Annotated in this window: 21 protein-coding genes; 14 read left to right on the forward strand and 7 right to left on the reverse strand. The window is 69.8% G+C overall.

Annotated elements, in window-relative coordinates; genetic code table 11:
- The first annotated feature begins 9 nt into the window (after window positions 1-9).
- Window positions 10-738, forward strand: a complete 729-nt coding sequence (locus tag ACGFI6_RS35930) for an SDR family oxidoreductase (RefSeq protein ID WP_393126720.1) — start codon at window positions 10-12, stop codon at window positions 736-738.
- A 140-nt stretch (window positions 739-878) separates the two neighbouring features.
- Window positions 879-1298, forward strand: coding sequence for a peptidoglycan-binding protein (locus ACGFI6_RS35935; RefSeq protein ID WP_393126722.1), 420 nt, complete (start codon window positions 879-881; stop codon window positions 1296-1298).
- On the opposite strand, the gene ACGFI6_RS35940 is transcribed toward ACGFI6_RS35935, so the two are convergent.
- Complete coding sequence (locus ACGFI6_RS35940; protein ID WP_393126724.1) at window positions 1286-1678, reverse strand: LuxR C-terminal-related transcriptional regulator; 393 nt, start codon at window positions 1676-1678, stop codon at window positions 1286-1288. The two genes, ACGFI6_RS35935 and ACGFI6_RS35940, sit on opposite strands and share 13 nt — an antisense overlap.
- A 21-nt stretch (window positions 1679-1699) precedes the next feature.
- Here ACGFI6_RS35940 and ACGFI6_RS35945 point away from each other — a divergent pair, with 21 nt between their 5' ends.
- On the forward strand, window positions 1700-2128 hold the full coding sequence (locus ACGFI6_RS35945) for a peptidoglycan-binding domain-containing protein (RefSeq protein WP_393126726.1): 429 nt from the start codon (window positions 1700-1702) through the stop codon (window positions 2126-2128).
- 102 nt (window positions 2129-2230) lie between these two features.
- A complete protein-coding gene (locus tag ACGFI6_RS35950; protein WP_393126728.1) occupies window positions 2231-4744 on the forward strand; it encodes a tetratricopeptide repeat protein in 2514 nt (837 codons plus the stop codon).
- Between the two features lie 9 nt (window positions 4745-4753).
- On the opposite strand, the gene ACGFI6_RS35955 is transcribed toward ACGFI6_RS35950, so the two are convergent.
- From ACGFI6_RS35955 to ACGFI6_RS35970, 4 genes are all read right to left on the reverse strand, one after another.
- Complete coding sequence (locus tag ACGFI6_RS35955) at window positions 4754-4978, reverse strand: hypothetical protein (RefSeq protein ID WP_393126730.1); 225 nt, start codon at window positions 4976-4978, stop codon at window positions 4754-4756.
- A gap of 2 nt (window positions 4979-4980) precedes the next feature.
- Window positions 4981-5448, reverse strand: a complete 468-nt coding sequence (locus tag ACGFI6_RS35960) for a hypothetical protein (protein ID WP_393126732.1) — start codon at window positions 5446-5448, stop codon at window positions 4981-4983.
- 33 nt (window positions 5449-5481) lie between these two features.
- Window positions 5482-7422 carry an exo-alpha-sialidase gene (locus ACGFI6_RS35965; RefSeq protein ID WP_393126734.1) on the reverse strand — a complete coding sequence of 647 codons (1941 nt, stop codon included), beginning with the start codon at window positions 7420-7422 and terminating at the stop codon, window positions 5482-5484.
- A gap of 178 nt (window positions 7423-7600) precedes the next feature.
- On the reverse strand, window positions 7601-8332 hold the full coding sequence (locus ACGFI6_RS35970; protein ID WP_393126736.1) for a FadR/GntR family transcriptional regulator: 732 nt from the start codon (window positions 8330-8332) through the stop codon (window positions 7601-7603).
- Between the two features lie 97 nt (window positions 8333-8429).
- Here ACGFI6_RS35970 and ACGFI6_RS35975 point away from each other — a divergent pair, with 97 nt between their 5' ends.
- From ACGFI6_RS35975 to ACGFI6_RS36010, 8 genes are all read left to right on the forward strand, one after another.
- Window positions 8430-10025, forward strand: coding sequence for an ABC transporter substrate-binding protein (locus ACGFI6_RS35975; protein ID WP_393126738.1), 1596 nt, complete (start codon window positions 8430-8432; stop codon window positions 10023-10025).
- Window positions 10026-10052: 27 nt separating this feature from the next.
- The gene (locus tag ACGFI6_RS35980) at window positions 10053-10991 is read left to right on the forward strand and encodes an ABC transporter permease (RefSeq protein WP_393126740.1); all 939 of its coding nucleotides are present in this window, start codon (window positions 10053-10055) and stop codon (window positions 10989-10991) included.
- Window positions 10991-12973 (forward strand): dipeptide/oligopeptide/nickel ABC transporter permease/ATP-binding protein, encoded by a 1983-nt coding sequence (locus tag ACGFI6_RS35985; RefSeq protein ID WP_393126742.1) that lies wholly within the window; start codon window positions 10991-10993, stop codon window positions 12971-12973. The genes ACGFI6_RS35980 and ACGFI6_RS35985 overlap by 1 nt, the downstream gene beginning before the upstream one ends.
- Complete coding sequence (locus ACGFI6_RS35990; protein ID WP_393126744.1) at window positions 12970-14034, forward strand: oligopeptide/dipeptide ABC transporter ATP-binding protein; 1065 nt, start codon at window positions 12970-12972, stop codon at window positions 14032-14034. Before ACGFI6_RS35985 ends, ACGFI6_RS35990 begins: the two co-directional genes overlap by 4 nt.
- Complete coding sequence (locus tag ACGFI6_RS35995) at window positions 14031-14951, forward strand: dihydrodipicolinate synthase family protein (RefSeq protein WP_393126746.1); 921 nt, start codon at window positions 14031-14033, stop codon at window positions 14949-14951. The genes ACGFI6_RS35990 and ACGFI6_RS35995 overlap by 4 nt, the downstream gene beginning before the upstream one ends.
- The gene (locus ACGFI6_RS36000; protein ID WP_393126748.1) at window positions 14951-15850 is read left to right on the forward strand and encodes an ROK family protein; all 900 of its coding nucleotides are present in this window, start codon (window positions 14951-14953) and stop codon (window positions 15848-15850) included. Before ACGFI6_RS35995 ends, ACGFI6_RS36000 begins: the two co-directional genes overlap by 1 nt.
- Window positions 15847-16518, forward strand: coding sequence for an N-acetylmannosamine-6-phosphate 2-epimerase (locus tag ACGFI6_RS36005; protein WP_393126750.1), 672 nt, complete (start codon window positions 15847-15849; stop codon window positions 16516-16518). The genes ACGFI6_RS36000 and ACGFI6_RS36005 overlap by 4 nt, the downstream gene beginning before the upstream one ends.
- A 68-nt stretch (window positions 16519-16586) precedes the next feature.
- Window positions 16587-17927, forward strand: a complete 1341-nt coding sequence (locus ACGFI6_RS36010) for an FAD-dependent oxidoreductase (RefSeq protein WP_393126752.1) — start codon at window positions 16587-16589, stop codon at window positions 17925-17927.
- Window positions 17928-18101: 174 nt separating this feature from the next.
- Here the strand turns inward: ACGFI6_RS36010 and ACGFI6_RS36015 are convergent, their stop codons facing one another.
- Window positions 18102-19400 carry an ABC transporter ATP-binding protein gene (locus tag ACGFI6_RS36015; protein WP_393126754.1) on the reverse strand — a complete coding sequence of 433 codons (1299 nt, stop codon included), beginning with the start codon at window positions 19398-19400 and terminating at the stop codon, window positions 18102-18104.
- A 105-nt stretch (window positions 19401-19505) separates the two neighbouring features.
- Between ACGFI6_RS36015 and ACGFI6_RS36020 the strand changes: the two genes are divergently transcribed.
- Window positions 19506-22205: a BTAD domain-containing putative transcriptional regulator gene (locus tag ACGFI6_RS36020; RefSeq protein WP_393126756.1), complete on the forward strand. Its 2700-nt coding sequence runs from the start codon at window positions 19506-19508 to the stop codon at window positions 22203-22205.
- Here ACGFI6_RS36020 and ACGFI6_RS36025 read toward each other — a convergent pair.
- Entirely contained in the window at window positions 22188-23330 is a 1143-nt protein-coding gene (locus ACGFI6_RS36025; RefSeq protein WP_393126758.1) for an N-acetylglucosamine-6-phosphate deacetylase, read from the reverse strand. The genes ACGFI6_RS36020 and ACGFI6_RS36025 overlap by 18 nt on opposite strands.
- A gap of 117 nt (window positions 23331-23447) precedes the next feature.
- Between ACGFI6_RS36025 and ACGFI6_RS36030 the strand changes: the two genes are divergently transcribed.
- Entirely contained in the window at window positions 23448-24227 is a 780-nt protein-coding gene (locus ACGFI6_RS36030) for a glucosamine-6-phosphate deaminase (protein ID WP_393126760.1), read from the forward strand.
- Window positions 24228-24447: the final 220 nt, after the last annotated feature.

Consider the following 24447-nt stretch of genomic DNA (forward strand, 5'->3'; position numbering starts at 1 on the left):
GAGAGCACGATGACCGGCAGTCTGGATGGGCAGGTCGTGGTCGTGATCGGCGGAAGTTCGGGCATCGGGCTGTCCACGGCCCAGCAGGCCCGCGCGGCGGGCGCCCGGATCGTCATCACCGGCCGCGACCCGGAGCGCCTTGGCAAGGCCGCCGCAGAGGTCGGCGCCGAGAGCGCTCCGGCGCTGGACCTCGGTGATCCGGCGCGGCTCGAGCAGGTGTTCGCGGAGCTACCGGCTCGGCTCGACCATGTCCTGGTCAGCGGTGGCGGTCCGTTCTACGCACCGATCGCGGAGCTGGACTTCGATCGGGCGCAACGTGCGCTCGGCGAGCACCTGATCGGCGCGCTCCGCATCGCGCGGCTGTGCATCGGCCGGGTTCGGGCGGGCGGGTCCCTCACGCTGATCAGCGGAACGGGCGCGCGGCATGCGGGGGTCGGGCTGAGCCTGGCGGCCATCAGCGCAGGCGCGGTGCCGGCGATTGCCGCGAACGCTGCTCTCGAGCTCGCGCCGATCCGGGTGAACGCCGTCGCGGCCGGCTTCGTCGACACACCGCTGTCGGCGCGGCTGCTCGGCGATCAGCTCGACCGGCGCCGAGCCGATCTGGAAGCGACGTTGCCGATCCGGCGCGTGGTCGGTCCGGACGATGTGGCGGCGCTGGTCCTGCACCTGATGACGAACTCGTCCCTGACGGGCGCGACCTACGACGTCGACGGCGGCCAGCAACTCCTACCGAGCTAGACCGCTGGGTGGTTGACGGCCCGGGGACGTTGGCGGGGCGGACTTGGTTCGGAAACTGCCGGAACCGGCAGGAAGGTTGGTGGGGCGGGGGCTGGCGGGTTGGGCTGGACGCGTACAGAAACCAACTCGGGAGGAACCAGATGAGGCTCCGCAGACTGCTCGCAGTCACCTTGGCCGCCACCGGCGCTGTCGCCGGCGGAGTGGCCGCCGCAGCCGGACCCGCCCAAGCAGCAAACCCGGAGTGCAACGGCGTTATTAGCCTGCCGTGGAGCTTTCCGAGCGTCGACATACCGCTGCCCGCCTACGTGTCGAGCGTCAGCACCTCGAATTGCGAGATGTGGCTGGGGCACACGGGCGAGAAGGTGCGAGTGCTGCAGGCGTCGCTCCGGGCATGTAACGGCCAGAACATCGCCGTCGACGGCAGCTATGGTCCGGCCACGGCGCGGGCGGTCAGAAACGTCAACGGCCAGAACGGTATCTACGGTCCCAAGACGCGCGCGAAGATGCATTGGATCGGCTACAAGGCCAACGGAGGCTACGCCTGCGTTCAGGTGGGTTGAGCAGCGCGCCAGCCGGCGTAGCGGACGCCTGCCTGGAACCGGCTGCCGGCGTCGAAGGCGGACATGATCGCCGCCACCTCGGACCGCACGGTCCGTCCGCTGATCCGGAGCGCCCGGGCGATCGCGTCGTCGATCGCGCCCGAGGCGAGCAACTCCGCGACAGCGCGCTGGCGGGCGCTGAGCACGCCGGACGACGGCTCGACCCGGACCGTCCGGCGGTACGGATGCCGCTTGGGCGGCGGCTTCGCCGTGCCCAGAACGCGGCGGATCGGTTCAGCAGCCGGCATCGGGTCCCCCGTGGCGCTCGATCTGACAGCAACGAGCACCGAGCATGCGAGCCGCCGGCGGCGCAACACAGCAATCCGATCGAACTCGATCACCACACCTCGAAAGGGAATCCCATGAACCTCAACTTCAAGAAGACCGCAGCGACCATGCTGGTCGCAGCCGGAGCACTGGCCGGCGTAGCAGTCGTGAGCGCGCCGGCCGCGAGCGCAGCCGCGCCGATCTGCAACACCGCGGTCGACACGTACGGCGGCTCGACGTACGACCGCTACCAGCCGTTCAGCAGCACGGCCGGCACCTGGAACTGTGAGATGTACGTCGGTCATGGTGGCAGCGCTGCGGTGGCGGCGCTGCAGAACGCCCTGAACAGGTGCCATGGTATGCACCTCGCGGTCGACGGCTCGTACGGCCTGGCAACTGCGGATGCGGTGCGACGGGTCAACGGCCAGAACGGGGTATACGGCCCGAACACCCGGGGCAAGATGCGCTGGCCGATCTACGACTCGCGCACCGATGCGTTCAAGAGCTGCTCGTACACGGGCTGATCCGGTTCGGCATCCGTTCTCGGTCGACGCCGGCCGGGGCGAACCAAAGCCCGGTCGGCGTCGTCGGTTGGTGTGGACATCACCAACCGAACGGGGAGACCGATGGCGGATGCCGCTCCACCCGGACCACGCGACGTGCGGTCGTACGACGATCTGAGCGTGCGGCTGCGCGAGCTGCGCGCGTGGTCCGGACTGTCGTACCGGCAGATCCATCGGCAGGTACTGCGCACCCGGCGGGAACGGGGGATCGCCGAGCAGCCCTCGTACAACTCGGTCTACCGCTGTCTGCAGGCGGGCCGGAGCCGGCTCGACGTCGAGCTGGTTGTCGACATCGCGGGGGTGCTGCTCGGTGACCGTTCAGCTGCGGCCGAGTGGCGGCAGATGTGCCAGGTCGCCGCACAGTCGGCGGACCAGGCCGCGGTCGTCTCGGTCTCCGACCGGTTGCCGGACGAAGGCGGGGTGTTCGTCGGCCGGGCCGCCGAGCTGGACCAGCTGCTCGGCGGCTACTCCGTCGGCCGGCCGATCGTCATCTCCGCGATCGACGGTATGGCGGGCGTCGGCAAGACCACGCTGGCGGTCCGCGCCGCGCACGAGCTGGTCCGGCGCGGACGGTCCCCGGAGCTGCAGTTCTTCGTGAACCTCCGCGGCTTCGACGCCGACCGCCCACCCGCGGACCCGGCCGCTGTCCTGGACGGGTTCCTGCGGCACCTGGGCGTGCTCGGCGGACGGATCCAGCCGCTGGACCTCGCGCGCCGGACAGCCATGTTCCGGGAACTGCTCGCCGAACGGCACGCGCTGATCGTGCTGGACAACGCCGCGAGCGAAGATCAGGTACGGCCGCTACTTCCGGACTGCCCGCACTGCGTGGTGCTGGTGACGAGCAGGCGCCGCCTGGCCTGCCTGCCCGCAGCGCGAGTTGAGCTGCCCGTATTCGCGCCCACCGAGTCTCTCGAGCTGCTCACCACCGCGTCCGGCCGGAGCGAGGACGCCGCCGCGAAGCAGCTCGTCGGACTGCTCGGCCACCTGCCACTCGCGGTCGCTCTGCTCGGCGGCCTGGTCCGTGCCACCCCGGACTGGACGCTCGCCGACCACAGCGACCGCGTTCGCGACCGGCTGTCCTCGTTCCACCTCGAGGACGGCGTCGCGGTCGCACTCCGCTTGTCGTACGACGCGATGCCCATGGACCGGCAGCAGCTCCTCCGGCTGCTCGCCCTGCACCCGGGACGAGACCTGGACCGTGACGCCGCGGCCGCACTCGTGAACCGCGATCCCGCCGAGGTCGAGCACTGCCTGCAGGACCTGGTCGCCGCGCATCTGGTCGAGCACCGGCGCACCGGGCGGTACGAACTGCACGACCTGGTGCGCATCTTCGCCACCGAACGCGGCCAGCACAGCGACCCGCCGAGGTACCGGCGCAGCGCGATCACCCGGCTGTTCGACCACTACCGTCACCTGGTCCGGCTCGCGATGTGCGAGCTGGTTCCGAGCCTCGAGTCCATCTGGCCACGGGTCGCGCCGCCGCTGCGGCAGGCCGCGGCGATCACCGGAAGCGGCGCGGCTCGCGAGTGGCTGGATGCGGAGCTCGCGAACCTCACGGCGATGGCCACCTACGCCGCGGACCATCGGATGCCGAACTACTTGAGTGACCTGTCCGCGCTGCTGTTCCGGTATCTCGAATCCACCGGCAGCCATCGGGCTGCGTTCACGATCCACGGACGTGCCGCCCGAGGTCTCACCGGGGACGACCAGGCCCGGGCGTGCAGCCGGCTGGGCTGGACGTTGTGGATCGGCGGCCGGACCGAGGACGCCTCCGTCGAACTCGAACGGGCTTTGCGCATCTACGACGAGGCCGGTACGAGTGACACCGCCGGCGGCGCACTGCAGAACCTGGCGCTGGTGCGGATGTCGCAGGGACGCTATCCCGAGGCCGTCGAGTTGAGCCGGCGGGCGATCGAGACGTTCCGGGGCGCCGGTCGCCAGGTCGGGCTCGCCTCGACCCTCGCCAACCTGGCCTTGGTGTACGACCGTCTCGGCCAGGACGGCCAGGCGCTTGCGCACGCCGAGCAGGCGCTGCAGATCTTCCGGGACTGCGGCGATGTGATGAGCGAGACCCGCGCGATGAGCAACGTCGGAGCCCTGCGGGTTCGCCTCGGCGTCGACGGCGGACGCGAGCTGATCAGCGCGGCCCTCGCAGCCGTGCGGGATCTCGGCGACCGGACCGGCGAGTGGGGTGCGTTGCGCGACCTCGGAACGGTTGCTCGCCACGCAGGTGACCACGAAGCCGCGGTTGCTCACCACGAGGAGTCACTCGTCATCGCCCGCGAACTCGTCTGCCCGATGTCCGAGCTCAGATCGTTGCTCGATCTGGCTCCGTCGCTGCTGGAGGCCGGTGCGCCACGAGCGGCGGGCAGCCGGTACGAAGAGGCGCTGGAGCTGCTCGGCGACACCGGCGACCCGCACGAGCGCGCCAGGGCGTACGAAGGACTTGGCCAAAGCCGCCTCGACCTGGGCAACCAGGCCGAGGCAGCCGAACTCTGGCAACGCGCCCTGGACCTCTACACCGAGGTACAGGTCCCCGCCGCCACCCAACTAGCAAACCGCCTCGCCAAGCTGTGAGAGGAGTGGTTAGTAGAGGTTCGCCAGCAGGTCCTTTACGTTGCCGGTCAGGGTGGGGGTGGTGTTCGACCGGAGGCCGGCGATGCGGATGCCGGTCGTGCCTGTCGCGTTGATGGTGAGGTTGGAGAGTGTGCAGCCGGAGAGCAGCCAGCGGGTTCCCGCGAGGTTCGTCGCGGTGACATCCGTGTACCACAAGGTGTTTCCGGTGAACGTCGGCGGCAGAACACCGCTCACGACTACGCCGTGGCCGGGGTCGGAGGGGACGCCGCCGATCGGGAAGGCGGTGCCCGTGGACCAGAGCGCCTTGGCGCCACCGTTGCTATGGTTCGCGGTGTTGCCGACGAACGCCGAAATAGCAGCGTACGGACGTTCGTGCTGCGGGTGATCCGGACACCGACGTGGTCGACGACCTGGCCGGTACCGAGCGGATTGGTGGACTGACCAACGAATCGCACGTCCCGGATCGTCACGTCGTGGCGGCCGGTGATCCGCAATGCGCCGGTCGAACCGGCGACCGTGATGTGCGCGCCGTTGCCGATGATCACGCAGCCGTCCGGGACCTCGACCGGTTCAGGCAGTACGTACGTTGCCGGCAGCAGTTCGACCTGGTGATGCGCAGCCAGGAACTGCCCGAAGTCGTCGTCCGGTCCGAGGCAGCGTCGGCGCCTTTCGGGCAGCGACCGCGACCGTGCCGACGAGTGCACCCGCGAGCACGGTCCGCCGCGCGGTTCCGCCCGTCATGCGGTGGTGATGTTGATCGAGTGGATTGTGCCGGTGTAGAGCCAGCGGTTGGTGGGGGCGGCTGGTGGGGTTACGTAGGCGCGGTTGCCGGCGAGGGTGAGGTTGGGGAGGCCGGACGGGTTCAGGGTGTGGGTGGGGGTCATGTCGTCGACGTCGCGGAAGAAGCGTTGCGCTTTCGCCTGGCCGATGACTTGGCCGTCGAGGATCAGGGTGCTGATTCCGTTGCTGCTGGCAAAGATCAGTTCGTGGTCGTTGCCGTCGGCAGCGTTCACCGCGCTCTGGATCCGGATCGGGTACGTCGACGAGCCGGTGCGGAACTCGACGTACGGTGCGCCGGAGTTCAGCGAGACGACCAGATCGCGGACCTGGCTGATCGGGTCGGCGCTGGACAGCAAGGTTGCCGCGGGCGCAGTGGCTGACGTACGGAACTTGATCGTCACCGCACCGGCGCTCAGATCCTTCAGTGCCGCGAACTGGTCCGACACATCGCGCAACATCGTGCCGTCGAAGGAGCGTTCGGTCGTGTCACTCCACACGGTGTTCCCGCCGCGCACGACGATCTGCGTCGGGTTCGGCGTGGTGGACCGGCCCTTACTCGTCGTGTACACGGCGCGGATCGGGTACGCGTTGGTCGACGTACCACTCGGCACTGTCAGCGGTACGGAGACCGTTGCGCTCTGCCCGTCCCGCAGCCGCGGCACCTGAACCGTCCCGGCGCTCCACCCGGACGGAAGATCGGTCAACGTGACCGTACCGTTCAGGTCTCCGGCCTGCTGGCTCGTCACCTTCACCGACACGTCGATCGATCCGCCGGCCGTCGCGTCCCGCGGCGCGCTGACCGACAGCGGCGCGCACACCCCGCCGAGCCAGTCCCGGCCGAACTTCGAGAACGTGATCCGCGTGTAGTCCTTGCTCTCCCACAGCAGCCCGAAGCTCCCGTCGGGCAGCCGGGTCAGCGTCGAGTACGCGGCGAAGCCCGGCTCCACGACCTTGCGGATCGGCCAGGTCTGCCCGTTGTCGCAGGACTGCTTCACGACCAGGTTGCTGCGCGACGACGTACTTTCGTTGTTGCTGAACAGCAGCCAACTCGCCTGCTGCGTGCCCGGCGCCGCGTCCGCGTTGTAGCGCAGGATCGAACCGTTGTCGCCGGGGTCGATCAAGTTCGGGTCGGCGTGCAGACCCTGCCAGCTCTCGCCGCCGTCGGAGGAGTACGCGACCAAGCGGTTCGGTATCGCGCGACTGTTCAGCATCAGGCTTCCGTCCTCGAGCTCGACCGCCTTGTTCTCGTCGGTCCCCGGTCCGGTCAGGGCGCCCATGTGCCAGGTCTCGCCGTGGTCGTCGCTGTACGCGCTGCCCGCCCAGTTCTTGCCCTGGTAGCGGATCGAGTACTGCTGGACGAGCCGGCCGGCGTACGGGCCGCGCTTGATCTGGATGCCGGCGCCGCTGGCCGCGAACATGCCGCCCCACGCGGGATCCTTGATCTGCGGCGTGATCCGGCGATGCTGCCAGGTCAGGCCGTCGTCGTCGGAGTAGGAGTAGTCGGCCTGCAGGACGTTCGGGTCGTCCGGGTCGTTGCCGGTGGTGCCGCCGATGTAGCCCTGGTTCTGGCCGGCCGCGTAGAACAGGAAGATCCGGCCGGTCTGCCGGTCGACCACGAAGCTCGGATCGCCGTACCCGTGCGGCGCCGGGTCCTGCCGGACGATCTGCTGGTCCTGCCAGGTCGTGCCGTTGTCGGTACTGCGGCGCACCACCATGTGGATGTTCGACGGCAGGTCGCCGAGCGTCGGACGCGCGTCGTACGCGGCGAGCACCGTGCCCTTCGTCGACACGGCGAGCGCTGGGATCCGGTAGTACGGCGAACCAGAACCGGCGGCAGCCAAGTCCTGGGAGACAAGCGCCGGCTCCGCAGCGGACGCGGCAGGTTGTCCGGCGGTCATGGCACCCAGGCTAAGCAGGACCGCGGAGATCGCGGCAACACCGCGGCGCACCGGGCGGAAGGGGTGGGGGATGGGCATCAGCAGGCCTCCAAGGCGGGGAGAGTGTCTGACCTCAGATGTCTGATGTTGTCCAGCAGAAGGTCCCGGGTCAAGACCTGACCCGGAACTTCCTTGCGGTCTAGGACGCCTGGACGCGGGCGATCGCGGCCCGGACCGGGGCGTAGTGCTCGGCGATCGCGGTGCGCAGCGCGGCCACGTCCTCGGCGGCGATCGCGTCGACGATCGCCTGATGCCGCTGGGCGGTGATGATCAGATCCTGCGCGTCCGCCTGGAGGGTCGGCGCGACGATCGCCTGGACCTCCCAGAAGGCGCCGGTGAGCTGCAGGATCAGGTCGTTGCCGAGCGGCTCCATCAGCTTCAGGTGGAACGCGCGGTCGGTCTCCAGGAAGTCCTCGCCCTGCTCCGCGCGGTCGTGCATCTCCTGCGCCAGCTCGGCGAGCGCGGCCCGGTGGTCCTCGTCCAGGGTCGAGATGATGTCGCCGGCCAGGCCCTGTTCGAGGGTCTGGCGGACGTCCACCACCTGACCGAGCACGAGCCGGTCCTCGTCGGTGCTGAGCAGTCCGCGGAACGTCAGGCTTTCGACCAGCGCGGTCAGCGAGAGGCCGCCGACGTACGTGCCGTGGCCGTGCCGGACCTCGACGATGTCGAGCGTCGAGAGGGTCTTCACCGCCTCCCGGACGCTGGACCGGCTGGCGCCGATCGCGGAGCAGAGCTCGGCCTCGGTCGGCAATGGATCGCCGGGACGCAGGCGGTTACGGAGGATGTAGTCCTTGATCCCTGCGACGACCGTTTGACGGCGGTCGGCGGGACGTTCGGACCCTTGGAGCGGACCCGCGTCGATTGTCGCCATGCTCTTGACCCTTCACTGATCGATCTGCCAACCTCAGCATATCGGAATCAGACATCAGACATCAGATCTCGATGTCGACAGTCTCTGGAGGCCTCACGTGAGCACGACATCGACCAAGCTGAAGACCAGAGTCAGCACCCTGGCCGCGGCCGTTGCCCTGGCTGTCGGGCTGGCCGCCTGCAGTGGCGGTCCGGCCTCGACCAATGCCGTCGACCAGGGCACGGCCAAGTCCATCGAGGCGACGATGGCGTTCACGCTGTCCGGTGGGTTCGACCCGGCGAACGCGTCCAGCGCGGTCGCCACCGCCGCGAACCAGCACATCTTCGAAGGTCTCCTGGACCTCGACCTGAGCACCGGCGAGCCGTACCTGGCGCTCGCCAAGTCCGACCCGGTCGGGAGCAGCGACGGCAAGACGTACACCGTCAGTCTGCGCGACGGCGCGAAGTTCTCCGACGGCACGCCGGTCACGGCCGAGGACGTCGCCTGGTCGTTCGAGCGGGTGCTGAAGCCCGCGGACCCGGCGTCGCCGCCGCTGATGGCCGGGTTCATCCCGTTCATTGCCGCGGTCACCGCGAAGGACACGAGCACGGTGTCGTTCCAGCTGAAGTACCCGTTCGCGTTGTTCAAGCAGCGGATCTCGGTGATCAAGATCGTGCCGAAGGCGAAGACCGCGGACGCGACGGCCTCGAAGGCGTTCGACACCGCGCCGATCGGCTCCGGTCCGTTCAAGCTGGACAGCGCGTCGAAGGAATCCGGTCTCCGGTTGTCGAAGAACCCGAACTACAACGGCCCGCGGCCGGCGCAGGTCGACTCGATGACCTGGAACACCACGACCGAGGCATCGGCCCGGATCGCGGACCTGCAGGGCGGCCGCGTACAGGCGATCGAGCAGGTGCCGTACCTGAACGTGGACGCGCTCAAGTCCAAGTACACGGTCGAGGAGAAGCAGGCCTTCAATCAGGTGTTCCTGATGTTCAACACCGCCGCGAAGCCGTTCACCGACCGCCGCGTACGACAGGCGCTGTACTACGCGATCGACACCGAGTCGGTGATCAAGACTGCGCTGAACGGCTACGGTACGGCGGCCACCAGCTACCTCGACGAGGGCAACAAGGACTACCAGAAGGCGTCGACCGTCTACACGTACGATCCCGCGAAGGCGAAGGCGCTGCTGGCCGCGGCCGGTGTCAGCAACCTGTCCTTCCAGCTCGACACCACCGACAACGCGATCGTCAAGGATGTCGCGCCGCTGCTCGTCGAGGCGTGGAAGAAGATCGGCGTGAACGCGACGCTGAACACGCAGCCGTCCGCCGCGATCTACGGCGACGTCGTACCCAAGGACACGTTCCGGGTGCTCGCCGCCTCGGGCGACCCGAGCGTGTACGGCAACGACCCGGACCTGCTGCTGCGCTGGTTCTACTACGGCCAGACCTGGCCGGGCGCGCGGTACCGCTGGGACACCGCCGACCGGACGAAGATGACCGGCCTGCTGGACAAGGCCGCGCAGACCTCCGACGACGCCGAGCGCAAGAACCTCTGGAAGCAGGCGCTCGACTTCGCCGCCACCGAGGTCCCGCTGTACCCGATCCTGCACACGAAGGTCGTCACCGCGTACGACCCGAACAAGCTGACCGGGTTCAAGCCGGCGCCGACCACCGGCCTGTACTTCCTCGGCGTCGGCCGGAAGGGCTGAGAGTTCCCGATGCTGACCGTCCTTGCCATGATCGCGCGGCGTCTGCTGACGCTGGTGCCGCTGGTGCTGGGCATCACGCTGTTCGTCTTCGCGGTCATGCAGTTCTCGCCGATCGACCCGGCGCTGTCGGTACTGGGGGACCAGGCGACGCCGGCGCAGATCGCGGCGTTCAAGGCCGCCAACGGCCTGAACGACCCGTTCCCGTTGCGGTACGTGCATTTCCTCGGTGACCTGGTGCAGGGCAACCTCGGGGTGACGTTCCCGCCATCGGTGCCGGTGGCAACGAAGATCTCGACCGCGCTGCCGCTGACCGTCCAGCTCACGCTGCTCGGTGTGGCCGGTGCGCTGGTGATCGCGCTCGCGCTCGGCATCACTGCCGCCGTCTACCGGGACCGCTGGCCGGACCAGGTGATGCGGTTCGTGTCGATGGCCGGCATCGCGATGCCGTCGTTCTGGCTCGCGCTGCTGCTGATCCAGGAGTTGGCGGTCCGGCGGGGTGTGTTCCCGACCGGCGGGTACGTGAACCCGGCCGACTCGCCCACTGAGTGGTTGCGATCGATGACGCTGCCGGCGCTCGCCCTCGCCGTACCGGTGGGCTGTTCGCTGGCGCGGATCGTCCGTACGTCGATGGTGGAAGAACTGGACAAGGACTACGTCCGGACCGCTGTCGGGGCCGGGCTGCCGCCACGGGTGGTGATCGGACGGAACGTGCTGCGGAACGCACTCGTGAATCCGTTGACGGTGCTCGGCCTGCGGATCGGCTACCTGATCGGTGGGACGGTCATCATCGAGGCGATCTTCTCGCTGCCCGGGATGGGTACGCAGATCATGAGCGCGGTGCAGCAGAACGACACCGCGCTCGCGCAGGGCACGGTGCTGACCATCGCGCTCGGGTTCGTCGTCGTCAATCTGATTGTCGACATTCTGTATCTGTTTGCGAACCCCCGATTGAGAGGAGCGCACTGATGCGCGCGGGCCTGACCCGGCGGTTGTCCCGGCCCGGGATCGCCTTCCAGCGGCTGCGAGTACCGTCCCGGATTGCGTTGGCGTTCGTCGCGCTGATCGTGCTGGTCGCGGTGTTCGCGCCGTTGTTGCAGCGGCATGATCCCGGTCAGACGGGGCTCGGGCCGGCGTTGACGGGGCCGAACGGCGACTACTGGTTCGGTCTCGACCGGCTCGGACGGGACGTGTACGCGCGGTTGGTGGCCGGTACGCGGCGTTCGTTGATCGTCGGGTTCGGGGCTGCGGTGATCGCCTTGGTCGGCGGCGCGATCCTCGGGGCGATCGCGGGCACCAGTCGTCGGATTGTCGACGAAATCGTGATGCGCTGTCTGGATGTGGTGATGGCGTTCCCGGCCGTGGTGCTGTCGGCGTTGCTGATCATCTCGTTCGGCAAGAACAGCCTGCTCGTACTGGTGATCGCGATCGGGTTCGTGTTCCTGCCGTCGGTCGCGCGGATCGTGCGTGCCAACGTGCTCGCGCAGTACGGCGAGGACTATGTCGCCGCGGAGCAGATCATCGGGGCGCGGCGTCCGCACATTCTCTGGCGGCACGTGCTGCGGAACTGTGCGGCACCGATTCTGGTCTTCGTCACCGTGATGGTCGCGGACGCGATCGTGTTCGAGGCGTCGCTGTCGTTCATCGGCGGCGGGCTCGCACCGCAGGACGCGCAGTCGTCGTGGGGCTCGGTGATTGCCTTCGGCAAGGAGATGGTGCAGATCGGCGGCTGGTGGGCGACGTTCTTCCCCGGCCTCCTGATCCTGTTCACCGTCCTCGCCCTCAACATCCTCTCCGAAGGCATCTCAGACGCTTGGGCCACCCCCGCCGCCCGCCGCGCAGTCGCCCAGGACCAGGCAGCGACGTCGCCCACCAACAACCCGGATACCCCGCAGCCTCCGGGCGACGGTGGCCGGCAAGTTGTTGCGTTGCCGGGGCTTGAGGTTGCGGCTGCGCGGTTGCGGGAGCGGGCTCGGCCGTTGCCCACCGGGGAGCTGGTGCTGGAGGTGGATGGGCTGTCCATCGGGTTCGAGGGGCGCCATGACGGGGTCGACATCGTCGACGGGATCTCGTTCGAGGTGCGGCCCGGGGAAGTGCTCGGGCTGGTGGGGGAGTCGGGGTCCGGCAAGTCGCTCACCGCGCTCGCGGTGATGGGTCTGCTGGCTCGCGGTGCTCGCGTCGGTGGTGCGGTCCGGTTCCAGGGGACGAACCTGCTCGAGCTCGACGCGAAGCGCCGGCGCGCGCTGATGGGCCGCGACATCGCGATGGTCTACCAGGACGCGCTGTCCGCGCTCAACCCGGCGTTGAAGATCCGCACCCAGCTCGCCCAGCTGATCCGCCGCGGCGGCACCCGAAGCGCGGAGCAGCTGATGCAACTCGTCGGACTCGACCCGCGCCGCACCCTGTCGTCGTACCCGCACGAGCTCTCCGGCGGCCAACGGCAGCGCGTGGTGATCGCGATGGCCCTGTCCCGCGACCCGAAGCTGATCATCGCCGACGAGCCGACGACGGCGCTCGACGTCACGGTGCAGGCCCAGATCATGGAGCTGCTGCTGCGCCTGCGTGCCGAACTCGGGTTCGCGCTCGTCCTCGTCAGCCACGACCTCGCGCTGGTCAGCGACGTGTCGGACCGGGTCGTCGTGATGTACGGCGGCCAGATCGTCGAGGCCGGTGTGACGGCCGAGGTGATCGGCGCCCCGGGTCATCACTACGCCCGCGGGCTCCTCGGGTCGGTGCTCTCGCTGGAGTCCGGCGCCGAACGGCTCACGCAGATCGCCGGCGTGGTCCCGTCACCGGCGGACTTCCCCGCGGGCTGCCGGTTCGCGGACCGCTGCCCGATGGCCACGCAGGTGTGCCGCGACGAGGCACCCGCACTGGAAGGCACGACCGGGCATCGGCTCGCCTGTCACCACCCGGCGCTTGCCGTACCCGAGAAGGAGCTGGCGCGATGACCGACCTGATTCGGCTGCAGGACGTTCACGTCGTGCATCGTTCGCGCGGCGGTGGGCTGTTCAGCCGGGAGCGGGTGTACGCGTTGACCGCCGCCGACCTGGTCATCCGGGCCGGCGAGACCGTGGGCGTGGTGGGGGAGTCCGGATGTGGCAAGTCGACGCTCGCCAAGGTGCTCGTCGGCCTGCAACGGCCGACGGCCGGCGTGGTGAGTATGGACGGCCAGGACGTCTGGTCGATGAACGCCGCCGAACGGCGCAAGCACATCGGTGCCGGCGTCGGCATGGTGTTCCAGGACCCGGCGACGTCGCTGAACCGGCGGATGCCGGTACGGGAGATCCTGCGCGACCCGCTCGACGTCCACCGTCGTGGTACGAAGGCCGAGCGCGAGCGGCGGGTCGACGAACTCATGGGGCTGGTCGGCCTGCCACGTTCGGTCGCGGACGTACTGCCCAGCCAGCTGTCCGGCGGCCAGCGGCAGCGGGTGTCGATCGCCCGGGCGCTCGCGCTCGAGCCCGGACTGGTGATCGCCGACGAGCCGACCAGTGCGCTCGACGTCTCGGTGCGGGCTCAGATCCTGAACCTGTTGCTGGACCTGAAGGACCGGCTCGGGCTCGCGATGGTGTTCGTGTCGCACGACATCCAGACCGTCAAGCGGGTCAGCGACCGGGTCGTGACGATGTACCTGGGCCGGATCGTCGAGGAGACGCCGGCCGGTCTGGTACCGGGCCATGCGCAGCATCCCTACACGCGCGCCTTGTTCTCGGCGACGCCCGGACTGCTGTCCCCACTGGAACCCATTCCACTGGTCGGACCAGTGCCCTCGGCAACCCAGCCACCGAGTGGCTGCCCGTTCCGGACCCGGTGCTGGAAGGCCACCGAGGTCTGCGCGGAGAGCTTCCCGGTGGCGACCGCCGGCGCGATGAACGGGCACGCAGAGAAAGCCCAGCACGTCTTCCGATGCCACCACCCTGTCCCCGGCGGAACCAGCGATCGGCGACTCGTCGAGCTCGCGCGGTCCACCGGCACAGGGCCTGTCGAGCCTGTTGAGGAGATTCAGTGACCGTCCCACGTTTCGCCGGCGTCGTACCGCCGATCGTCACCCCGCTGACCGCGGAGCGGACGGTCGATGCTGCCTCGCTGGAACGCCTGGTCGAGCATCTGCTGTCAGCCGGTGTCGACGGTGTCTTCGCGCTCGGGAGCTCCGGCGAGACGGTGTTTCTCAGCGACGACCAGCGCGATCGTGCACTCGAGGTGATCGTGAAGACCGTCGGCGGCGCCGTCCCGGTCCTTGCCGGATGCATCGAACCGTCCACGCAGCGCGTCATCGATCGCACCGCGGCCGCCGTACGGCTGGGGGTCGAGGCCGTCGTGACCACCGCGCCGTTCTACGCGATCGTCGGGCCGCACGAGATCGAGCGGCACTTCCGGGCGATCGCCGCGGCGGTACCGGTACCGGTGTTCGCGTACGACATCCCCGTCTGCGTACACACGAAGTTGTCGGTGGAGCTGCTCACACGGCTGGCCGCCGACGGCGTACTTGCCGGGGTGAAGGATTCGAGCGGCGACGACGTCGCGTTCCGGCAGTTGTGCCTCGCGGTGCAGGATGCGGACTTCAGCCTGCTGACCGGGCACGAGGTCGTGGTCGACGCGATGATGCTCGCGGGTGCGTCGGGATCGGTTCCAGGGCTCGCGAATGTCGATCCCGCCGGGTACGTGCGGCTGCACCAGGCCTGCGTCGCCGGCGACTGGGAGACCGCGCGGCGCGAACAGGATCGGCTCACCCGTCTGTTCCGGATCGTCGATGCCGCGGATCCCGCGACGTCCGCGGGCGCGACGCGGGGGGTCGGCGCGTTCAAGACCGCGCTGACGATGCTCGGGATCATCGAGTCCAATGCGGTGTCGCTGCCGCTGCGCCCACTCGACGAGCAGGAGGCCGTACGGGTCCGGACGCAGCTCGACCACGCAGGGCTGCTGTAGTGGGCGAAGTTGTTGCTGCGCTCGACATCGGCGGCACCAAGCTCGCCGCTGCGCTCGTCAGGCGTTCGGGGGAGCTCGTAGATCGGCGCACCGCGCCGACGCCCGCGAAGGCCGGCGGGCGGGCGATCCTCGCCGTGGCGAGCGAGCTCGTCGCAGCCCTGCACGCCGGCTCGCCCGCCGAACTCGTTGCTCTCGGCATCGGAAGTGCCGGGGTCGTGGATCCCGTCTCCGGACGGGTGCTCGCGGCAACGGACCAACTCGCCGACTGGGCCGGTACGGACCTGACCGAGCTCGGCGCACCCTGGCGGCTCCCGGTGGCGGCGATGAACGACGTACACGCTCATGCCCTGGGCGAAGCGTCCGCGGGTGACACCATGCTCTTCCTGGCCGTCGGCACCGGCATCGGCGGCGCGTACGTCGTGGACGGAGCCGTCCTCGCCGGCGCACACTCCGTCGCCGGTCATGCGGGACATGTGCCGTCCGTCTACGCGGACCGTACGCCGTGCACGTGTGGCGGACGCGGCCACCTCGAGGCGATCGCATCCGGCCCCGCGCTCGTCGCGAAGTACGAGCAACTGTCGGGCGAGCAGGCCGGCGACCTGCGAGCGGTCGCTGAGCGCGCGGCTGCAGGTGATCAGGTCGCGGCCGAGGTGATCGAGTACGGCGGTACGGCCGTGGGCTCGGCGCTCGGTGGACTGGTCAACATGCTTGATCCGCACGAAGTGGTGATCGGTGGCGGCGTCGCGGGCCTCGGCGTGCTTTGGTGGAATGCGCTCCGGGCCGAGTTCCGGCGCGAGGCGTTGCCGCGGCTGGCCGACGTACCGGTGTCTGCGGCGCGACTCGGGAACGACGCGGCTCTGATCGGAGCAGCCAAGGCGGCTTGGGAGAGGACAGGATGAGCGACGTACTGCAGGCGATCCGCGGGCGGCTGGTCGTCTCCTGCCAGGCGTACCCGAGCGAGCCGATGAACACGCCGTCGACGATGCGCGCGGTTGCGCTCGCGGTCGTCGACGGCGGGGCCGCGGGTCTGCGGGTGCAGGGGATCGAGGACATCACCGCGATCCGCGCCGCCGTCGCCCTGCCGCTGATCGGGCTCTGGAAGGACGGGCACCACGGCGTCTTCATCACGCCGACCCTCGACCACGCGCTCGCGGTCGCCGAGGCGGGCGCGGACATCGTCGCCCTGGACGGGACGCAGCGCCCGCGCCCGGACGGCCGCACGCTGGCCGAGACCGTCGCGGCCGTTCACGACCGCACCGGCAAGCTCGTGATGGCGGACTGCTCGACGTACGACGAAGGTCTCGCGGCCGCGGACGCCGGCGCCGATGTCGTCGGTACGACGCTGTCGGGCTACACGCCGTACACGACCAAAGGCGACGGACCGGACCTCGACCTGGTCGCCCGGCTGGCTGAAGCCCTCGACAGGCCGGTCCTGGCCGAGGGTCGGGTCCATACCCCGGACCAGGCCGCGCAGGCTGTTGCGGCGGGCGCCTGGAGCGTCGTGGTCGGCACCGCGATCACCCATCCGACCACTATCACCCGCTGGTTCGCCGAGCTTGTGAATTGAGTCTCAAGCGTGCGGGATCGGAGCCCTCATCAGATAGGTTAGGGTCGCCTAACTTACTGGGAGTGATGATGAGGGATCTCCGCCTTGCTGTCGTCGGCGCGGGGCCGGCAGGCATCTACGCGGCCGACATAGTGACGCAGGAACACCCGGGCGCGCACGTGGACCTGATCGAGCGGCTGCCGGCGCCGTTCGGACTGGTCCGGTACGGGGTGGCGCCCGACCATCCGCGGATCAAGGAGATCGTCAAGGCGCTGCAGCGGGTGGTCGGCAAGGACCGGATCCGCTTCGTCGGGAATGTTGCGTACGGCATCGACCTGAAGCTCGACGACCTGCGCCGGCACTACGACGCCGTGCTCTTCGCGACCGGTGCGACGGCCGACCGCTCGCTCGACATCCCGGGCATCGACCTGCCGGGCAGCTACGGCGCGGCCGACTTCGTCAGCTGGTACGCCGGGCATCCGGACGTACCGCGGGACTGGCCGCTGGAGGCCCGCGAGGTCGCGGTGATCGGGGCCGGGAACGTGGCGCTCGACATCGCCCGGATGCTCGCGAAGCCGGCCGACGAGCAACTGAGCACCGAGATCGCCGACAACGTGTACCAGGGCCTGAAGCTGAACCAGGCGACCGACGTGCACGTCTTCGCGCGCCGCGGGCCGGCGCAGATCAAGTTCACGCCGATGGAGCTGCGGGAGCTGTCGCACTCGCCGTCGGTGGACGTGATCGTGCACCCCGAGGGGTTCGAGATCGACGCGGCGAGCCAGGCCGCGATCAACAGCAGCAAGGGGACGCGGCTCGTCGTCGACACCTTGCTGAAGTACGTCGAGGCAGAGCCGACCGGAGCGCCGCACCGGATCCACATCCACCTGTGCCACGCACCCGTCGAGGTGCTCGGCGACGAGCGGGTCGAGGGGCTGCGGACCGAGGTCACCGAACTGCAGGGCGACGGCACGGTCAAGGGCACGGGCGAGTACGTCGATACGCCGGTGCAGGCCGTGTACCGCGCGGTCGGGTATCTGTCGTCGCAGCTGCCGGAGGTTCCGTTCGACCATCAGACGGGTGTGATTACCAACGAGCGCGGCCGGGTGCTCGACCTCGACGGCGTACCGCTGCCCGGGCTGTACGTGACCGGCTGGATCAAGCGTGGCCCGATCGGGCTGATCGGCCACACGAAGTCGGATGCCGCCGAGACGATCGCCAGTCTGCTCGAGGATCTCGACGGACTGCCGCGGCCCGAGATCGCTGACCCACAAGGGATTCTCGAGCATCTCGCGGGCAACGGCGCCACCGTGATCGACGGTGACGGCTGGTCCCGCCTGGATGCTCACGAGGTCGCCCTCGGCGCGCCGGCCGGCCGGGAGCGCATCAAGGTCGTCCCGCGGGACGAGATGATCCGGGCCGCGAACGGCTGACACACCGGTACCCGAAGCCCCGCGCCCGTACCCGAAGCACTGCGCTCGGAGCGTGCGCGGACGGTGATATGAACGTTCGACCGCAGGATCTCCTGGGGAGCGAGATCATCACGCGGGCAGGCCGGACGCATCTCCTCTCGGCGTCCGGCACCTGCCCCCGGGACCAGCCCAGTGTCAGCGGGTGATGCGGTCCACGCGGTGGCCGGTCTGGTCGAAGATGTGGATGCGGGACGTGTCCACGGCGAGTTGCACCCGCGTGCCGCGGGCCAGCTCGGTGTCGACCGGGAGCTCGACGACGAGGTCGGCACGGCGGTGGGTCGGGCCGTGCGCCTCCGGTGCGGGAGCAAGCGGCGCGGTGCGGCCGAGACGAGCGCGGACCCGGCCGAAGAAGGACGGCGCCAGGTCGTCGGGTGACGCGTGCGCCGGGGCCGGCCGGCCGATCCGGTCGGGATCGACGACCTCGACCCCGCACTGGACGAACGCGATCGACTGCTGGCCGTGGAACTCGAACGCGCGGATCGTGCCGGTCAGCCGGTTGGCCGCGTCCTGGTCGCCGAGCAGGCTGAACGCGCTCGACCGGGCGCCGACGATCACCCGCGCACCATCGTGGTGCCGCAGGATCAGCGAGCGGCGGTCGGTGGGGTCCAGCCCGATCGACTGGCTCCCGAGCTCGAGCTGGACCCGGTGGTGCGCGCTGACGTTGACGGTCGCCGCGAGCAGGTTGATCCGCGGCGTCCCGAGGAAGCCCGCCACGAACGCGGTCGCCGGGTCGTTGTAGACCTGCGTCGGCGTACCGACGTCCTCGATCCGGCCGTCGCGCATCACCGCGATCCGGTCGGCCAGCGTGAGCGCCTCGACCTGGTCGTGGGTGACGTAGAGCGTGGTGACGTTCAGGTCCCTGGTCATCGCGCCGATCTCCTGCCGGAGCTCGGTACGCATCGTGGCGTCCAGGTTCGACAGCGGCTCGTCGAGCAGGAACACCTGCGGCCGCCGGACCAGCGCCCGGCCGATCGCGACCCGCTGCCGCTGACCGCCGGACAGCGTCCGCGGCATCCGGTCGAGCACCGACTCGATGCTCAGGATCTGCGCCAGCCCGACCGCGGTCGTCCCGGCCTGCGCGTCGTCCTGCCCGGCGACCTGCAGCGGGAACATGATGTTCTCCTGGACGGTCCGGTTCGGGTACAGGGCGCCGGTCTGGAAGACCATCGCCACACCGCGGTCCCGGGGCGCCAGCTGGGTCCCGTTCGTCCGGCCGAACCAGACCTCGCCGCCGGTCACCCGCTCGAGCCCGGCGATCATCCGCAGCAGGGTGGTCTTGCCGCAGCCCGACGGGCCGAGCAGCACCATGAACTCGCCGTCACCGATGTCCAGCGACAACTCGTCCACAGCCAGGTGTTCGCCATCGAACACCTTGGACACCGCCTCGAGCCGGATCGCCGTCATGTAGGCCTTATACGCGATCTTCCGGTTCACCGGCAAGCACAGCCTTTCATCAATGCTGCTGGCTGAATGCTTGACTGTTGCTTGGAGCAATTAACCTGGGCGGCGGCTAGGGTGCTGGGGACAGGGGAGGCTCGGGTGCTGCGGATCCGGATGCTGGGGACGTTCGAGGTACTGACGGACGCCGGGCCGGTGCAGCTCGGTGGTAGCCGGGTGCGGAACCTGCTCGCCGTGCTCGCGCTCTCACCGGGGCAGGCGGTGGAGACCGGTGTCCTGATCGAGCGGTGCTGGGGTGAAGATGCGCCGGCCGACACGAAGGGCAGCCTGCACGTCGCCGTCCGGCGGCTGCGGGTGGCGCTCGGCGCCGACACGATCGGGACCACCGATTACGGCTACTACCTGAACCTGCCGCCGGAGCAGGTCGACGCGGCAACCTTTGCGGGGCTGCTGACACCGGGAGCCGACCATGTGGCCGTGGCGGCGGCGCTTGCGTTGTGGGGCGGGGAGCCGTTCGGCACCGGGTTCTGCGAGTGGCTGAACCGGCACGAACGGCCGCGCCTGATCGAGCTGTACCTGTCGGCGATCGAGCGGCGTGCGGAGCTGCGGGTGGCGGACGGCCACGCGGCCGAGTCCCTGCCCGAGCTGTTCGAGCTGACCGCGAGCCATCCGCTCCGCGAGTCGCTCTGGGCCAGCCTGCTCACGTCGCTCGACGCGGCGGGCCGGCCGGCGGAGGCAATCGATGTGTACGGCGTCGTCCGGGCCCGGATCGCGGACGAGCTCGGCGTCGAGCCGGGCGTGGAGCTGCGGACGCTGTTCGAGCGGCTGCTCGCGGCCGAGCGGCCGGCGGTGGCGTCGGTTGTGGAGCCGCATCAGCTGCCGCGCGACGTGCCCGGGTTCGTCGGACGGGACGAGGTCCTGGCGGGACTCGACGCCGTACTGGCGGACCAGGAACCGGTGCGCGCCGTCGTACTGCACGGCGAAGGCGGCGTGGGCAAGACCGCGACCGCGGTGCACTGGGGGCATCGGGTCGCGGAACAGTTCCCGGACGGTGAGCTGTTCGTGGATCTGCACGGGTACGGGCCGGGCGAGCCGATGGAGTCCGCGACCGCGCTGGAGATCCTGCTCGGCGGGTTGGGGCAGCCGGCTCCACCAGGGCTGGATGCCCGCGCCGCATTACTGCGGTCGACGCTCGCAGGGCGGCGCGTGCTGGTGATCCTGGACAACGCTCGTACCGAGGAGCAGGTCCGTCCGCTGCTGCCCGGCGGTGGTTCGGTCGTCGTGGTGACGAGCCGGAGCCGGTTGCGCGGGCTGTCGGCTCGTGAAGCAGCCGGATCGGTGCCGGTCACCCAGTTGACGGCGGCGGCATCGCGGCGGTTGTTGCGCGATCGGTTGCGTGCCGAGGTGTACGACGACGCGTTGCTCGATCTGCTCGCGGAGCGGTGCAACCACCTGCCGCTGGCGCTGGCGGTCGCGGCCGACCACGTTCAGCAGCGCGGCGTCGGCGAGCTGCGCGCCGTCGTACAGGAGCTGGAGGAGTTGTCGGACCGCCTCGATCTGCTCGAGCTCGGCGACGCATCGAGTGACCTCCGCACCGTCGTGTCGTGGTCGGTCGACGCCCTCGACGAACCGGCCCGCCGGCTGTTCCAGTTGCTTGGCCTCTGCCCGTCGCCCTTGTTCAGCTTGGGGGTCGCCGCAGCTCTCTCCGGTACGCCGGTCGCCGCCGCGCGGAAGATTCTGCGTCGGCTGGTCGACGTACATCTGGTCGAGGAGTCCGCGGGTACGTTCCGGCTCCACGACCTGCTGCGCGCGTACGCCGCCGAGCTGGTCGCGGACGCCGTCCCCGCCCCCGACCGCTGGACCGCCGAAGAACGCCTCCTCGACTGGTACGTGCAAACCGCCGTAGCCGCACGGCGCGCGAGTGGTGAACGCATTCGCTTCCAGCCGGAGCGACTGGAAGGCGTGGCGCCGTTGGAGTTCGCGGATGCAGCTGCCGCCGCCGACTGGTTCGCGTCGGAGGGCAGGTTCCTCACGTCCGCCGTGCGGATGGCGCACGCGAACGGACATCCTCGCCTGGCCGCGTACCTCGCCGTCCAGCTGTGGACCGACCTGCAGTCCCGCGGTGCCGTCGATGACGCGTCAGCCGTGCAGCGGATCGCGATCGCGGCGGCCCAGGAGACCGGACTGCCCGACGTCGAGGTCGTCGCGCGGAACCAGTTCGCCGGCACTCTCGCCTCGGTGCGGGATCTGGTCGGGTCCGACGAGCAACTGACCATGGCGATGGAGATCTGCGTACGGACCGGGGACCGCGACGGCGAGTCGATGGCACGGGCCAACCTGGCCATGTTGAAGGAGCGGCAGGGCGACTACCCGGCCGCGATCGCACTCAACCTGCAGACCGTGGCGATCTGCCGCGAGCGTGACGACCGGGACTGGCTGTGCGGCGCCCTCAGCGCCCTCGCGATCTCTCACGTGCAGTCGGGGAATCCGCGAGCGGCTCTCGAGCCGGCCGGCGAAGCGCTCTCGATCTCCGAGGAAATCGGCCACATCGAGCAGTTGGTCGTGTCGCTGAACGCCCTCGGCGAGGCTCACAGTCTGCTCGGCAACCTCCAGCCGGCGGTGCCCTACCTTGAGCGGGCGGCCGCGCTGGCGCTGCGGTCCAGGCTGTACGTCCAGGCGATCGACGTCCTCGCGGACCTCGGTGTCGCGCACCGCAGAGCAGGGGACCTGCCTGCTGCCCGAGCCTCCTGGGCGCGCGCCGAGCACCTGCTGCAGCTCCTCGCGCCCGGCACGTCCCCGGCTATTGCCGGGCGGTTGCGGAAGTTACTGGCTGATGATTGAGCCGTTGACGACGACGGTGGTGAGGGTGCCGAGGCCGCCGGCCGGGGTGCGGGTGAGTTGGAGGAGGTCGGCTCGGGTGCCTGGCTCGAGGCGGCCGCGGTCGTGCAGGCCGAGGAGCTCGGCGGGGGTCCGTGTCGCCATGGTGACGGCGGTCTCGAGTGGTATTTGTTGGGCGGCCCAGCGGAGGCAGTCGAGCAGGGAGGCGCCGCTGCCGGCGAGGTACGGCGTGCCTTGCAGGCGAAGGCTGCCGTCCTCGGAGACGGTGACCGCGCCCCCGACCGCGGTCTTGTAGTCGCCCGGCGCGCAACCGGCCAGCGCGGCCGCGTCGCTCGTCAGGACGCAGCGTTCGGAACCCTTCGCACGGACCAGCGCCTGGAAGGTGTCGGCCGGCAGATGGTGGCCGTCGGCAATCAACCCGGCGGTCAGCGCGTCCTCGGTCAGCTGTGCCCAGATCGGATTGTGGTGCCGGTCCACCTGGGCCGGCAGCCCGTTGCCCAGATGCGTCGACAACCGTCCACCGGCTGCCGCGAACGCGTGGATGTCCGCCGCGGTCGCCATCGAATGCCCGACCGACGGCACGACGCCGTGCGCCACCAGGTGCCGGGTGAACTCGATCGCGCCGTCGCGCTCCGGCGCCACCGTCATGATCGCGATCGCCCCGTCGGCCGCGGCCAGCCAACGGTCGAACTCGTCCGGATCCGGATCCCGGATCACCGCGGGGTCGTGCGCACCGCGAGCACCTTCCACGGAGGAGATGTACGGACCCTCGAGCTGCAGCCCCGGTACGCCGTACGCCACGACCGGATCCGCCGCACGAACGGCCGCCGCCTGTTTGACGAGCGTGGTGGTCGTCGCGTCGTCCGCGGAGATGATCGTCGGGACGACGCTCGTCACCCCCTGCGCCCAGAGCGCGCGCACCAGTTGGGGGAGTGCGCTCTCGGGCCGGGACGCGTCGTTGACGTCCATCCCGCCGTACCCGTTGAGTTGGATGTCGATCAGGCCGGGGATCAGCAGTACATCCGGAGCATCCGGATGGTCGGTGACCTCCTCGATGCCGTCCGGCGAGAACCGCACCCGTACTCCGCGCCCCGCGGCCGTGCGTCCTTCCAGGACCTCACTCGCCACACTCGCCTCCCTGTCCTCGGGCTGCCAGCTAACTACATCTTGGGACTGGCGGCAAAACCTGCTAGTTTGCTGCAAACGTTTGTAGAGTACATCGTCGTCCGTCCCGAGGAGCGCACCGTGTCCGACACCCAGATCGAGGACCTCCACCTTGCAGTCTTCGCCGCCACCGCCGACATGGCCGCGGCGGCCGCGGCCAACACTGCCGAGGTCCTCCGCCGCGCGGTGCTCGAGCGCGGCGCGGCCCGGGTCGTGATCGCGACCGGCAACTCGCAGCTCGCGTTCGTCACGGCCCTGGCGGCGGAGGACGTGCCGTGGGCGCAGATCACCGTCTTCCACATGGACGAATACGTCGGGATCGACGCCGACCACCCGGCGTCGTTCCGGCGCTGGATCCGGGAGCGGATCGCGGAGCCGTTCGGCCCGGCGCGGGTCGAGTACATCGACGGTGAGGCTGCCGACGTCGAGGCGGAGTGTGCGCGGTATGAGGCGTTGCTGCGGGAGGCGCCGATCGACCTGACCTGTATGGGGATCGGCGAGAACGGGCACCTCGCGTTCAACGAGCCCGGCCAGGCGGACTTCGACGACGCGCGCTGGGTCAAGCCGATCACGCTGACGCCGGAATCGCTGCACCAGCAGGTCGGCGAGGGTCATTTCCCGGACGTCGACGCGGTCCCGCCGACGGCGATCTCACTCACGATCCCGGCCCTGCTGAGCGCCCGGTCCGTACAGGTCGTCGCCCCGGAGCAGCGCAAGGCAGCCGCCGTACGGAACACCCTGACGCTGCCGATCGACGCCACCTGCCCGTCCACCATCCTCCGCCGCACCCCCACGGCCACGCTCTACCTGGACGCCGCCTCCGCCGGCGACTCCCTCGACCTCCTCCCCACCCCAGCCTGACCTCACCCACCCAGCCTGACCTCACCCACCCAGCCTGGCCTCACCCACCGGGCCTGGCCTCACCCACCCGTGCCCGACCCAACCCGCCAGCTGGCCGGCCAACCCACCACCTCGGCGGTTAGCCGCTCAGATGGTGGGTTTGGTCGGTGGCGTGCGAGGGGCCAACCCACCAGCGCAGCGGCTAACCGCTGAGGTGGTGGGTTTGCTGCGGGTGCGGGCG

It is taken from the genome of Kribbella sp. NPDC048928 (assembly GCF_043197975.1).
Classification (GTDB): Bacteria; Actinomycetota; Actinomycetes; order Propionibacteriales; family Kribbellaceae; genus Kribbella.